Here is a 12,135-nt window from a genome sequence, read left to right as displayed (position 1 = left end):
ATGACGCACAGCATTCAACTCGCAGGCCATCGCTGGGCCCGGCTGGTCACGCGGCTGGCGGTGGTCCTCCTGGTCGCGGCCGGCGGCCTGGCCACGAACCTCGCGTCCACCGCGCAGCCGGCGTACGCCCACGCCTACCTGGTGGAGACCTCGCCGGTCGACGGCGAGGTGCTGGCCTCGCCCCCGGCTGAGGTCCGGTTCCGCTTCAACGAGGCGGTCAGCTTCAACGAGCGGTCGATCCAGCTGCTCGACACCAACGCGGAGAAGCTGGCGATCGGGACTGTCGGTCACGCGGACGGGAAGGCCAACACGGCGCGGGTCGGCCTGCCCGCGGATCTGGCCGAGGGAACGTACGTCCTGGCCTGGCGGGTCACCTCCGCGGATTCGCACGTGGTGTCGGGTGCGCTCACGTTCAGCATCGGCCATCCGAGCGCGACGGCCGCCCCGGTGGAGCAGGACGCCCACCGTGGCGTCGTCGTCGTCGACGCGGTCGGCCGTGCCCTGGCCTTTCTCGGTATGGCCCTCGCCCTCGGTGGCGCGCTGTTCGTGGCCGTGCTCTGGCCCGCCGGCCGTACCGACCGGCGCGGCCGGCGCATCGTTTGGTCAGGTTTCGCCGTGCTGGCCGCCGGCACCGTGGTGGTCCTGCTCATGCAGGGGCCGTACGCTGCCGGCACGTCGCTGGCCGGAGTGTTCGACCCGGACCTGCTCGGCGCGGCACTGTCCACCCGATTGGGCCACGCGTTGCTGGTCCGGCTGGTGATCGTGCTCGCCCTCGGCGTGGCGTTCGGGCTCGTCGTACGCCACCGGTCACGCTCTGCCACCACCGCGATGGCGGCCACCGCTCCTGCTGCTACCGCGACGGCGGCCACCGCTCCTGCTGCTACCGCGACGGCGACCACCGGGACGGCGACCATCGCGACGGCGACCATCGCGACGGCGACCACCGGGACGGCCGGAGCGGCCGGCGCCACCGGCCGGATCGTTCTGCCCGCGGTCGCCACGGTCGGCGCCGTCGCCCTGCCGCTGACCTGGACGCTGACGGATCACGCGCAGACCGGCGTGCAGACCTGGCTGGCCGTGCCGGCGACCAGCCTGCATCTACTCGCCATGGCGCTGTGGCTGGGCGGCCTGATAACGCTCGCGGTCTGCGTCCTCATCCCGGCCGGGAGGCGGGAGACCAGCCGAGCCATCGCCCTGGAGCCCGCGCTGCGCAGGTTCTCCGGGCTCGCGCAGGTCTGTTTCGCGGTGATCGCGGCGACCGGCGTCTACCTGTCCTGGCGGCAGGTGGGGACGTGGGCCGCGCTTGGCGCGACCGACTTCGGTCGGCTGCTGCTCGGCAAGCTCGCCGTCGTCCTCGCCGTGGTGGGTCTCGCCGCCGGAGCGCGGCGGTTCGTACGGCGGCGCGGCCGCGAACCTCTCGGCCTCGACGCCGCCCCCGCCGCCGCGGTGCGCCGGCTGCGCCGTTCGGTCGTGGGAGAGATCCTGCTCGGGGTCGCGGTCGTGTCAATCACGGCCGTGCTCGTCAACACCGCCCCGGCCCGCACCAGCTACGCGCCGCCGGTGCATACCACCGTTCCCATACCCGCCGCCGCAGCCGAGTCGGCCTCCGGGCTGCGGGACGCCTCGGTCGAGGTGAAGATCGAGCCGGCGCGGTCCGGCAACAACGTGGCCGACATCTACCTCACCGGCCCGGACGGCTCGCTGGTCGCGGTACCCGAGATCTCCGGCCGGCTCGAATCACCCGACCGCGACGTCCCGGCACTGCCGGTCACCGTCACCGCGGCCGAACCCGGCCACTACGTGGCGAACTCGATGTCCATCCCCTTCCCCGGGGAGTGGGTGCTGCGGCTGGACATCCGAGTCTCCGACTTCGACGAGACACCCGTGCGCGTCCAGTTCACGGCACGCTGAAAGGTAGGTAACACACATGCGAGGCGCTGACCGAAAGGCGTCCCGGAGCCGATCCACCGCGATCGCCGCCGGCTTGCTCGCCCTCGGCGTCCTGGCGGGCTGCTCCAGCGAGGGCCCGGCACCCGTGACCAAACCCCCCTACACCGTGGACTCGGTCCGCTCCGGCCTGGTCAGCCCCAAGGACCTGGGCGAGGGCGCGATCGAGATCGAGGACGAGGGCCATTCCTCGCACGTCATCTACACGCCCCCGAACAGCATCCCGACCTGCCCGTACGTCCAACGTTCCGAGAACGTCGAGGTCGCTGTGGAGCCGGCGATCGAGCCGGTGGGTGGGAATCCGACCGGACGGACCGTCGTCGCGCCTCAGATCGTGGGGCCGTCGTCGCTGCCGGTCGTGACACAGGGCGCGGTGGTCTTCCAAAGCTCCTCGCTCGTGGACGACACGATGAACGCCGTCGTGGCCGAGGCCAACAAGTGCCCGGCGACGTTCAGCGTGCTCGGCGGACCGGCGACCGTGGTCGGTGAGTACAAGGTCGGCAGCCGGTCGATCGAGATCAACGGGTGGAAAGGGTTCTCGCAGCATCTCGTACACACCTCGCCCCCGGAGGTGAACACGGAGACCTACGACGACCTGGTCACCGTCGTGGTGCGCAAGGCGAACGCCATCATCTACGTCGGCTACACCCAGATCAAGTCCGTGGGCAAGCGCGCCGACTCCGACGAGAAGGTCAAGGCGTTGATGAAGACCACGCTGGCCCGCCTCGGCTAATGCGGTGACCAGTAATGCTCGCCGGTTGCGGCGGCTGGGCTGATCAAGACCTGCGCCAAAGCACCCACGAGACCGTGATCCGCATGTTCAACGCCATGATCGCCGACCAATGAAGAGCTGGAGGATGCACATGCTTCGCCGAGTTGTACGTGGCCTCGTAACCGTAGGGGTGGCGGCCTTCCTCGTCGGCCTGCTACCGGCGGCGGCGTTCGCCCACGTGACGGTCAACCCGGGCACGGCCACCCAGGGCGGTTACGCGGCCCTGACGTTCCGGATTCCCACCGAGAGCGACGACGCGAGCACCACCAAGGTCGAGGTGCAGTTCCCGGCCGACTCCCCGCTGGCCTCGCTCTCGGTGAAGCCGCACGCCGGTTGGTCGTACGAGATCACGAAGAAGAAGCTGACCACACCGATCGAGGCACACGGCGCGCAGATCAGCGAGGTCATCGACAAGATCACCTGGACTGCGGCGGATCCGCAGTCAGCGATCAAACCGGGTGAGTACGACGAGTTCTCGGTGAGCGCCGGACCGCTGCCCGCGGCCGACCAGCTGGTGTTCAAGACGCTGCAGCACTACAGCAGCGGCGAGGTCGTGCGGTGGATCCAGGAGCCAGCCTCCGGTACCGACGAGCCGGAGCGTCCCGCGCCGGTGCTCCGGCTCGTGGCCGAGGCGGATGCGGCATCGCCCCCGGCGGCGGGTACCGAGCAGGCGGCGGTGGCCGTGGACAGCGCGTCCACTACGCAGTCGGATGCGGGAAGCCGGTGGGCGCTCGGACTTTCCGTGGCCTCGCTGCTGATCGCCCTCGTGTGCGCGGCGATCGCCGTGCGATCGCGCCGGACGCGATGAGCGCCCTGATCGGTGCTCCTTGCGCCGGACGCGAGGAGCACCGATCAGCACCGCCGAATGATGCCCGTCCTTCTCACTCGGCTGGCGGTGGGTCGTCTCCATCGCAGAGGACGTTGCCAACGCGTTGAGGGTGAGGTTGCCAATTGGCGTTGTCTTGGTGCTTACGAGGACGACCCCGCGCCCAGTCGAACGACGCCCGGTGTGCCCGGCCAGTGCCGGTGTCGTCGGTCTTCTCTGTGATGGTCGACTGAGCAGGGCGCACCTGACGAATGCCACGGACGGACCGAGGTGGCCGACGCTGAGCGCTCGGACGGCGGCATGTGAGTGCACCTCAGGCTGCGAAGCGGTCAATGTCTGTTGCGAGGTCGTCCCCAGTCAGGGGCTGTTGCATGTCGCTGAGGACTCTCGCCACGGCGGGGAGCGCGTGCTGCTGGTTGGTGAGGAGAACGCTCGCGTAGTCCTTGTCGGGAACCAGTAGCATCGCGGTGCGATATCCGGGTAGGCGCCCGTTGAGGTACATCTGGCCCGAGGGGCCAAGCGCCCATCCGAGGCCGTACGTCATGGGGTCGCCCGGCGTGGTACGCGGTCGGCGAATGTCGGCCAGAAGGGCCCGGTCGTCGAGCAGTCCTTCGCCAAGTGCCAGGAGGTCCGAGATGCACGACCACAAGCCTCCGCTGGGGCGGCGCGAGTGTGGGTAATCGCTGAGTGGGAGCTCGGTCGGCCCGTCCCATCCGGTGACCGGGTCGCGCGGTGCGTCGAAACTTGTGCGGGAGAGATGCCAAGGTTCGAGCAGCTTCTTCTTCAACGCCGTCTCGTACGAAGCGCGGTTGAGGGCCGCGAGGATCGCGCCGGCCAGGAAGTAGTTTCCGTTGTAGTAGGACCAGTGTGCCCCGGGCTCGTATGCGTTCCCGGCGCGTACTACGAGCCGGGCTGCCTCGTGGAGCGCGTGGTGCCCGTCGCCCAGAGCGGCTACGGCGGTCGAGTCCACGGACTCGCGTAGCCCTGAGACCTGCCCGAGGATCTGCTCGACGGTGAGGCTGGCATCGGCTCGCCAGTCGGGCGCGAGGTGTGGAAGCAGTTCGATGGCGGGGGTGCTTAGCGGGACGTTGTGCTCTCGCAGTGTCAGCACGAGCGCGGTGGAGGTGAAGGTCTTCGTTAACGACGCGATTCGGAAGCACGAATCCGCGGTCACCTGAACCGCTCCGCGGGTAGCCACGCTTCTTGTCCTCGTGGCGGAGAGTCCCGCTACCACGGCCGGAATGTCGCGGAGGTTGACCTGCTTGTCGAGCACATCTTGAAGATCCACAGTGAGATCTTCCCAGCCATCGCCGAGCCGCCGTCGGAGGGCTCAGCTGGACCCGCACTATCATCTGCAGTTCCGGATACCGAGCCGACCATCAAGCGACCACTGGTGCTGACGGACCACAGCCCGCCACCGCGCACGCTGCGCGGCAGATCCGGATACCGGTGTCTTGCCCAAGTCAGCCCCGCCCGGCCAGCGTCATGTCGCGGCAATGCGTTAGCTCAAGCTGCCTACGGCCTTGGCATAGTAGAGGGACTCCTCGAGATGGAAGGCGATCTGCCGAACTGACCAAGCATCGCCTTGCCGTTGATCGAGTTCGGATTCCGAGAGGCACCGGAGTCGGACATCGTAGATCTGCGCGAGCCGGGTCAGTCGGCTGCGTGCCTCGTCTAGGTCCTCGGAAGTGAACGGTGCAAGATCGGCGGGTGTGGTGATCGCGGAAGCGTGCCAGTGATCCGGGATCGTCGGAACGCCAGCGATCCGTGCTTCGATCTCCGCTAGGTGGTCGATGAGATGGTCGGTGACCCGCCGGATCGCCTTGTGCGGGCTATAGATCCGGTCGTCCACCGCCCGTGGCTCACCGTCCCAAAGCGTCCATGTCCGAGCCAGCTCAAGGACTTGATCAATCAGGCCGGTCACCACGTCGGCGGGGTTGCGGGCGTCAATCAGGGGTGTATCGGACATTGCATCTCCATCGTCGAGGGCTGGCGCTGGGATGGTACCGGCGCCGAGCGATACTTTCCGGATCCGGTGGCAATGCGCAGGCCACTCCGAGGGCTACTGGGTGGTCACGCTCCGCAGCGCGCGGATCGCGGCAGATGAGTATGCTCTACAGCGCCGATGCCGGGGGCGACGTGATGGAACTGAGCGGTGATGAGCCGGTGCAACTGCCCGGCGGTTTCGTCAATGGTGTTGTGCGTGTGGGCGACACGGTGCGGCGGTCCGCCTCGCCGTCGGGTGGCTTTGTTCAGGATCTCCTGCGGTATCTCGAGCGCTGCCAGTGGTCGGGGGCTCCGCGTCACCTCGGCCTCGATGATCGGGGTCGTGAGATCCTCACCTTCCTGGACGGGCATGTTGCCTGGGAGGGGACACAGCCGGCTGAGGTGCGATCCGACGAGAGCTTGGCGGCCGTAACGGGCCTGGTACGCCAGTTCCATGATCTGACCGCAGGTAGCGACCTTGCTGGTGATCAGGAGGTCGTCTGCCACAACGACTTGTCGCCGAAGAACACCGTCTACCGCGACCTTGGGTGTGGCCTGCGTCCAGTGGCCTTCATCGATTGGGACCTGGCGGCGCCCGGAGCTCGGGTGCATGACGTTGCTCATGTGTGCTGGCAGTATGTCGGCCTGGGGCCGGGAGCGGACGTCACCGAGACCGCCCGGCTGGTGCGGTTGATCGCGGATACGTACGACTTGCCGGCTCGGAGTGAACTGGTCCGAACGATCCTGTGGTGGCAGGACAGATGTTGGAAGGGAATCTCGGCCGCTGCGGACGCTGGCGAGCCGGCAATGGTGCGGCTGCGTGCGCTCGGCGCGGTAGATGGCGTTCGGGAGGCCCATCGGTGGACAGCCGAGCACCGACGCGTACTGGAACAGGCGCTGTTGTAGGTGTGGCGCTGACGAGCGGCACAGTAGCGATGGACTCACCTCGGCAGATCCGGGAGTCGGGCGGCCCAACTTGCTATGACAGTCCGTACCGCGCTGAAAGCGGCACGTTGTTGTATCGCTGGTTCAGCGAGGCCCGGTGCTGCTGTCCGGCGTAGGAGCGGCGCAAGCGGAGCGAGTGCCGAAGGCAAATTGGGTGTGCGGCGGCACCCATGACCGATCCTTCGGCCGTGGCAAACTTCGACTCGTGTCCGACACCCCCAAAGCGATGTTTGTCTATGGCAGTCTTCGCCATGGCGAACTGGCCCACCGGTAGGTAGCGCCATTGGTGTCGCGGACTGATCGTGCGGGCATCACGGGCTATGGCCTCCACGTGCGCGACGGGCTTCCGTTCATCACCGAGGTCCGCGGTGGCTGTGTCCGAGGCGATTTGCTCACCGCGTCAACGAGCGAGGGCGCCGAGGACCTCCGGCACGAGAGGCATGGCCTCGCTCCGTCCAGCGCTGGTGGGCCAGATCGGCCACCACGAGGTCCTGCCAGCCCATGCCGACGCTCTTGAACACCGATGAATTGGTGGTGGGTGCCAGACGTACCGCGTCGCGAAGCTCGATGAGGTTGTCCTTGCCGACGGCGCCGGCGCGTACGGCCTGGATGATGTCACCCGCTTCGCGTAGCGCGACGCGGCGGGACTCGACGACCACCCGTTCGGCGGCGCCGATCGTCGCGTCGTCGAGTTCGCGGGCGTCCGGCTCGTGGGAGCCGACCGCGACCGCACAGGTTCCCGGGCGCAGCCGGCGGCCGTCGAAGAGCGGCTGGCGGGCGGTGGTGGCGCAGACCAGCACGTCCGCATCCGCGACGTCGTCGTGGCTGCCGACGCGCGCGTCCAGACCGCTATCGCGAACCTTGGCCACCAGGGCCGCCGCGCGGTCGGGGTCCCGGCCCACCACTGTGACGTCGCTGAGCGGGCGAACAGTGCGCAGCGCCTGCACATGCCCCCACGCCTGTGGGCCGGAGCCGAGCACGACCAGGTGTCGCGCCTCGGGTGCGGCGAGGTGGTCTACCGCGACCGCGGAAACCGCGGGGGTCCGCAACGTGGTCAGGGCCGTGCCGTCCAGCAGCGCTACCGGCGTCAGCGTGACCCGGTCGTAGAGCACGTACAGCGCCTGGATGCGGGGGAGGCCGCGGCCGGAGTTGCCCGGAGCCACCGTGCTCAGCTTCACGCCCACGGCGGTGGCGGTCTCGGCGGGCATCAGCAGCAGCTGCCCGTGCTGCACGTCGTGGATGGAGCGCTGCAGCGACGCCTGCGGGTCGAGCCCGCCGGACAGGGCCTTCGCCAGGGCGGCGACGGCGTCGGCGAACGGCACCAGGCCGAAGACGTCGGCCTCGTCGAGGTACGGCAGCGTCGCGGTCATCGGGTCTTCGCAATCACGGTCGCCGGGCGGGGTGCGGTGTGGGCGAGGACGGCGGCCTGGGCGCCGGTGTGCAGTCGGGCCAGGTCGTCGTCGGTGAGCTGCACGATGGGCAGGCTCGTGCCGTAGATCTCGGCGGCGACGAGGGCCCCGATCACCAGGATCGCGTCGCACTCGGCCAGCAGGAGGGCCGCCGGCGCGTGCCCCGACCGGATCAGCTCCGCGAGCACCGCCGTGGAGGAGCTGGACCCGCGACCGGCCTGCATCGCGAGGACCTGCCCGGCGACCGTGACGCCGCGCTGCGGATGGTGGGCGTCGACGATCAGCCCGCGCGCGTCGAGCCCGCCCCAGAAGGAGAGCGGTTCGTCGAGCGCGAGGACGACGCCGTCCGCCGCTCCCGGATGAAGAGAGCGGCCAGCCAGCATCACCGGATCATCCCCAGAGCCGCTCATCGCGTACCACCCTCCCGGCTCTCGCCGAGGCGACGCACTCGGCCAGGTTTCCCAACACGGTGTCGATCCCGAGGTTGGCCGGCGCGTACCAGGCCCACTTGCCCGAGTTCGTCATCACGGTGCGGACTCCGTCACGCAGCACGGGCGTCACATACGTGCAGGTGTCGGTGAGGATGCGGCCACCGGCGTCGCGTACGGCGTCGGCGTACCCGCGTGCCTCCGCCTCGGCCAGCACGGCCCGGCTGGTCGACACGAACACGTCGACCGACGAGGCGAACGACGGGCCGTTACGCAACTCGCCCGCCAGCGCCGCGAACTCGGACAGCGAGAAGTGCGGGGTGCCGAGGCTGACGGCGTCGAGTGAGGTCGTGGCGGTGCTGCTGAGCCGGTCGCGCGCTCGCCTGAGGTCGTGTGCCGTCACCAGCACGGTGGTGGCCCCGGGCCCGAGTACCCTGTCGAGCGTCGGTGCTTCCGGGGTCACCCCCACGACGTGGAACAGCGCGACGCCGCCGGCGGACGCGGCGGTGGCGCCGAGCGCCTTGAGCCGGTCCTCGGTGACGCCGCCGTCGGTCAGGTCGCCGGGCAGGCCGGTGAGAGCCGCGACCCGGGTTCCGGCGAGTTCCCCGAGCAGCGCCCCGATCGCGGGCCAGGCGACGTCGTCGTCGAGCAGCGCGGCGGGAACCTTGGAGAAGTCGAGCACCAGCGCGGCGGTGCGGTTGCGCCGCAGGTGCAGGCCCGAGTAGGGGACCCGGCCGGCGACGCCGGCGGCGATGTCGATGAAGTCGCCGTACCGGTCCGTGCGCGCCCCGAGTACCGAGTTGACGAAGGCGATGGCGTTCGACTCCGCCCACGCCACGTGGCTGCCCGCTGCCGGGCGGTGGCCGGACTGGTACGGCGCGCACGACCAGATCGGCTCGCAGCCGAGGGCCACGTGCGCGTCCATCAGGCGCCGGCCGTTCTCGGCCACCTCCGCGTCGGCGCGTACCAGCCCGGGATGCAGCAGATCGAGCGAGCCGACGTTGAGTGTCGTACGCACCCGCACCCGGGCGCCGAGGGAGACCAGCCGTTGCGTGAACTCCAGCCCCGCCACGCCGTGGTACAGGCAGCCGTCAGCGTGCGCCGACTCGATCGGCACCAACCGTTCGGCTCCGTTCGCGCGTGCCATCCCGACGATCAGCCGCATGCACATCGCGATGGCCGGGCCCTGCTCCCCGGCCAGCATCGACTCTTCCTCGGCGGTCAGGACCAGAGCGTCGTCGCCGGGCATCAGACTCCTTCGCCGGGGGCAAGAGGCGCGGTGCGCAGGGAGGTGAAGAGGACCTGCGCGGCCTTGCCCCGCTCACGGCCGTCCACGCTGGACGCCTTTTCGATGCCGAACGGCAGGTGGAGGTCGACTCCGGTAGTCGGTGCGGTGACCTTCACCAGGCCGGCCTCCAACGCATCCGCGGTCGCGAGCGCGGCGGTGAGACCGCGCGTGAACACGTCGTCGGCGGGCATGTGTCAGGCCAGTCCGGCTTCGAGGGCTGCCTCGGTTGCGGCGCGGACCGCCCGCTCCTGCTCAGCGGCCAGCGGCTGCCGCGGCGGCCGGCAGACGCCGCCCTTACGGCCGACGATGTCCATGGAGAGCTTGATCGCCTGCACGAATTCGGTCTTCGAGTCCCAGCGGAGCAGGGGATGCAGCAGCCGGTACAGCGGCAGCGCGGCTGCCAGGTCCCCGGCCACGGAGGCCTCGTACAGCGCGACCGTCGAGCGGGGGAAGGCGTTGGTGTATCCGGCGACCCACCCCTTGGCGCCCGCGATGCCGACCTCGAGCACGACGTCGTCGGTGCCGATCATCAGGTCCAGGCCGGGCGCGAGTTCCGAGATCTCGTAGGCCCGGCGCACGTCCCCGCTGAACTCCTTGACGCCCACGATGAGGCCCTCGTTGTACAGGGTGGCCAGGATTCGGGGGGTCAGGTCGGTCTTGGTGTCGATCGGGTTGTTGTACGCGGTGACCGGCAGGCCGGCCTTGGCGATCTCGCGGTAGTGCTCGAGGACGGCCCGCTCGTCCGTGCGGTACGCGTTCGGCGGGAGCGCCATGACGGCCTGCGCGCCGGCCTCGGCCGCCTGCTCGGCCCAGCGTCGTGACTCCAGGGCGCCGTAGGCGCCCACACCGGGCATGACGACGAAGCCTTCGGGGGCGGCCTGGACGGCCACCTCGACGACCTTCGTGCGCTCCTCGACGGTCAGCACCTGGTACTCGCCCAGGGATCCGTTCGGGGTCACTCCGTGGGCGCCGTTGTCGGCCAGCCACCGCACGTGCTCGGCGTACGCGTCGAAGTCCACGGACAGGTCGTCCCGGTAGGGCAGGGCGGCCGCGACGAGCACGCCGTGCCAGGGGCGGGTACGGACAGTGGGGGAGGCAGTCATGTCGGAGAGTCCTTCCGGGACGGTCAGTAAAACATTACATAGCAGTCCGCGAGGCTCAAGTCACGCGTCGGTAACACCCCCACATGCACGTCTGGAGCAACCCTGTGTCGTGTGCCATAGTGCAGTGCTACGTCACACAGCAGTGCTACCAGTCGCTACCTGGCCGTCCCCTGTGTCGGTCCTGAGGGAAGTGAGTTTGGACAATGACGTCATTCCTCACCCGCCGGCTGTCGCGAGTCGCCCTCGTGGGCAGTGCGGCGGTGGCGGCCATGATGCTCTCCGCCTGCGGCAACGGTCTCGCCTCGGGCGGGGGCGAGAAGTCGGACGATGGGCCGATCGTCCTCGGCATGCTGACTCCGCTGTCGGGCAGCAGCTCGGCCATCGGCCCGTACATGAAGAACGCCGCGCAACTCGCCGTCGACGAGATCAACGCCAAGGGCGGCGTCGACGGGCGCAAGCTCGAGCTCAAGGTCGAGGACGAGGCGTGCGACGCCAAGAGCGCCACGGCCGGCGCCAACAAGCTGGTCACCGCGGGCGTGAAGATCTCGGTCGGCGGCTACTGCTCCGGTGCGACGCTCCCGACGCTGCCGATCTTCGAGAAGGCCGGCGTGCCCATGCTCATCCCGGCCGCCAACTCCAACGAACTGGTCGCGCAGCGCAAGAAGAACGTCTTCCTGATCAACGGCACCGGGGCTCAGCAGTCCGACGCGGCGCTGAAGTTCATGAAGAAGGTGGGCGCCACCAAGGTCGCCCTCATGGACGACAACACCAGCTACTCCAAGGACATCGCCGACACCACCGCCAAGCTGCTGACCGGCTCGCCGGCGCTCGCCGGTCGCGAGTCGGTCACCGCGGGGGAGAGCGACTACAGCGCCAACGTCAACGCCATCCTCAAGGGACAGCCGGACTTCATCTACTGGACCGGCTACTACCAGGAGGGCGGCCTCATCATCCGTCAGCTGCGGCAGGCGGGCTACAACGGCAAGATCATGGTCGCCGACGGGTCGGTCGATCAGAAGCTGGTGGACATCGCCGGCCCCGAGGCCGCCGAAGGTGTCTTCGCCACCATGACGCAGACCCCGGAGACGATCCAGGGCGCCGACCAGTGGATCGTGGACTACACGAGCAAGTTCGGCGCCGCCCCCGGCCCGTACTCCACCCAGGCCTACGACGCGGTTCGGGTGGCCGCCGAGGCGGTCGACAAGGCCGGCTCGACCGACGGTGACGCCGTCATCAAGGCACTCGAGGGGATCGACGGTTTCCAGCTGTTCTCCGGGCCGCTGAAGTTCACGCCCGAGCACACGCTCTCCAGCGGTGGCTTCCAGATCCTCACGGTGGAGAACGGCAAGATCGTCCTCGAGGACACCCTGCAGTAGGTCGTCTGCTCCCGGCGGCGCCCTCCCAGGAGTGCGCCGCCGGGGCGTTCCCCGC

12 protein-coding genes are annotated in these 12,135 nt (G+C 69.3%); 5 read left to right on the top strand and 7 right to left on the bottom strand.

From position 1 onward, the window contains the following. The 3 genes from AB0F98_RS26325 (at window position 1) to AB0F98_RS26315 (ending at window position 3,527) form a co-directional block, all read left to right on the top strand. A complete protein-coding gene (locus tag AB0F98_RS26325) occupies window positions 1–1,911 on the top strand; it encodes a copper resistance protein CopC (protein WP_357740380.1) in 1,911 nt (636 codons plus the stop codon). 124 nt (window positions 1,912–2,035) lie between these two features. After that, window positions 2,036–2,680, top strand: coding sequence for a hypothetical protein (locus AB0F98_RS26320; protein ID WP_357740377.1), 645 nt, complete (start codon window positions 2,036–2,038; stop codon window positions 2,678–2,680). A gap of 130 nt (window positions 2,681–2,810) precedes the next feature. Next, window positions 2,811–3,527: a YcnI family protein gene (locus AB0F98_RS26315; RefSeq protein WP_357740375.1), complete on the top strand. Its 717-nt coding sequence runs from the start codon at window positions 2,811–2,813 to the stop codon at window positions 3,525–3,527. A 331-nt stretch (window positions 3,528–3,858) separates the two neighbouring features. Here the strand turns inward: AB0F98_RS26315 and AB0F98_RS26310 are convergent, their stop codons facing one another. Together AB0F98_RS26310 and AB0F98_RS26305 are read right to left on the bottom strand one after the other, a co-directional pair. Next, entirely contained in the window at window positions 3,859–4,818 is a 960-nt protein-coding gene (locus AB0F98_RS26310; protein WP_357740372.1) for a serine hydrolase domain-containing protein, read from the bottom strand. Window positions 4,819–5,046: 228 nt separating this feature from the next. Then, window positions 5,047–5,514, bottom strand: a complete 468-nt coding sequence (locus tag AB0F98_RS26305) for a hypothetical protein (RefSeq protein WP_357740369.1) — start codon at window positions 5,512–5,514, stop codon at window positions 5,047–5,049. A 134-nt stretch (window positions 5,515–5,648) separates the two neighbouring features. On the opposite strand from AB0F98_RS26305, the gene AB0F98_RS26300 reads away from it, so the two are divergent. Next, window positions 5,649–6,437, top strand: a complete 789-nt coding sequence (locus tag AB0F98_RS26300) for a phosphotransferase (RefSeq protein ID WP_357740366.1) — start codon at window positions 5,649–5,651, stop codon at window positions 6,435–6,437. A 431-nt stretch (window positions 6,438–6,868) separates the two neighbouring features. On the opposite strand, the gene AB0F98_RS26295 is transcribed toward AB0F98_RS26300, so the two are convergent. From AB0F98_RS26295 to AB0F98_RS26275, 5 genes are read right to left on the bottom strand one after another with little or no spacing between them, the layout of a single operon-like run. After that, complete coding sequence (locus AB0F98_RS26295) at window positions 6,869–7,846, bottom strand: ornithine cyclodeaminase family protein (RefSeq protein ID WP_357740363.1); 978 nt, start codon at window positions 7,844–7,846, stop codon at window positions 6,869–6,871. Then, window positions 7,843–8,295: a DUF126 domain-containing protein gene (locus tag AB0F98_RS26290; RefSeq protein ID WP_357740360.1), complete on the bottom strand. Its 453-nt coding sequence runs from the start codon at window positions 8,293–8,295 to the stop codon at window positions 7,843–7,845. The genes AB0F98_RS26295 and AB0F98_RS26290 overlap by 4 nt, the downstream gene beginning before the upstream one ends. Beyond that, window positions 8,276–9,562: an aconitase X catalytic domain-containing protein gene (locus AB0F98_RS26285; RefSeq protein WP_357740357.1), complete on the bottom strand. Its 1,287-nt coding sequence runs from the start codon at window positions 9,560–9,562 to the stop codon at window positions 8,276–8,278. Before AB0F98_RS26285 ends, AB0F98_RS26290 begins: the two co-directional genes overlap by 20 nt. Next, window positions 9,562–9,792, bottom strand: a complete 231-nt coding sequence (locus AB0F98_RS26280) for a hypothetical protein (protein ID WP_357740354.1) — start codon at window positions 9,790–9,792, stop codon at window positions 9,562–9,564. The genes AB0F98_RS26285 and AB0F98_RS26280 overlap by 1 nt, the downstream gene beginning before the upstream one ends. Window positions 9,793–9,795: 3 nt before the next feature. Beyond that, window positions 9,796–10,704, bottom strand: coding sequence for a dihydrodipicolinate synthase family protein (locus AB0F98_RS26275; protein ID WP_357740351.1), 909 nt, complete (start codon window positions 10,702–10,704; stop codon window positions 9,796–9,798). Between the two features lie 203 nt (window positions 10,705–10,907). On the opposite strand from AB0F98_RS26275, the gene AB0F98_RS26270 reads away from it, so the two are divergent. Beyond that, window positions 10,908–12,080: a branched-chain amino acid ABC transporter substrate-binding protein gene (locus tag AB0F98_RS26270; protein ID WP_357740348.1), complete on the top strand. Its 1,173-nt coding sequence runs from the start codon at window positions 10,908–10,910 to the stop codon at window positions 12,078–12,080. Window positions 12,081–12,135 lie beyond the last annotated feature (55 nt).

Origin of the sequence: Micromonospora sp. NPDC023737 (assembly GCF_040639715.1) — a bacterium.
In the GTDB taxonomy this organism is placed as follows: Bacteria; Actinomycetota; Actinomycetes; order Mycobacteriales; family Micromonosporaceae; genus Micromonospora.
The sequence above is the reverse complement of the archived record's forward strand: the minus strand, read 5'-3'. Positions and strand labels throughout refer to the sequence as shown.

What these genes read in the sequence shown, in the direction of transcription:
- AB0F98_RS26325 (WP_357740380.1), top strand. Translation starts at nt 1, where the DNA reads ATGACGCACAGCATTCAACTCGCAGGCCATCGCTGGGCCCGGCTGGTC.
- AB0F98_RS26315 (WP_357740375.1), top strand. Translation starts at nt 2,811, where the DNA reads ATGCTTCGCCGAGTTGTACGTGGCCTCGTAACCGTAGGGGTGGCGGCC.
- AB0F98_RS26305 (WP_357740369.1), bottom strand. Translation starts at nt 5,514, where the DNA reads ATGTCCGATACACCCCTGATTGACGCCCGCAACCCCGCCGACGTGGTG.
- AB0F98_RS26300 (WP_357740366.1), top strand. Translation starts at nt 5,649, where the DNA reads ATGAGTATGCTCTACAGCGCCGATGCCGGGGGCGACGTGATGGAACTG.
- AB0F98_RS26295 (WP_357740363.1), bottom strand. Translation starts at nt 7,846, where the DNA reads ATGACCGCGACGCTGCCGTACCTCGACGAGGCCGACGTCTTCGGCCTG.
- AB0F98_RS26290 (WP_357740360.1), bottom strand. Translation starts at nt 8,295, where the DNA reads ATGAGCGGCTCTGGGGATGATCCGGTGATGCTGGCTGGCCGCTCTCTT.
- AB0F98_RS26285 (WP_357740357.1), bottom strand. Translation starts at nt 9,562, where the DNA reads ATGCCCGGCGACGACGCTCTGGTCCTGACCGCCGAGGAAGAGTCGATG.
- AB0F98_RS26280 (WP_357740354.1), bottom strand. Translation starts at nt 9,792, where the DNA reads ATGCCCGCCGACGACGTGTTCACGCGCGGTCTCACCGCCGCGCTCGCG.
- AB0F98_RS26275 (WP_357740351.1), bottom strand. Translation starts at nt 10,704, where the DNA reads ATGACTGCCTCCCCCACTGTCCGTACCCGCCCCTGGCACGGCGTGCTC.
- AB0F98_RS26270 (WP_357740348.1), top strand. Translation starts at nt 10,908, where the DNA reads ATGACGTCATTCCTCACCCGCCGGCTGTCGCGAGTCGCCCTCGTGGGC.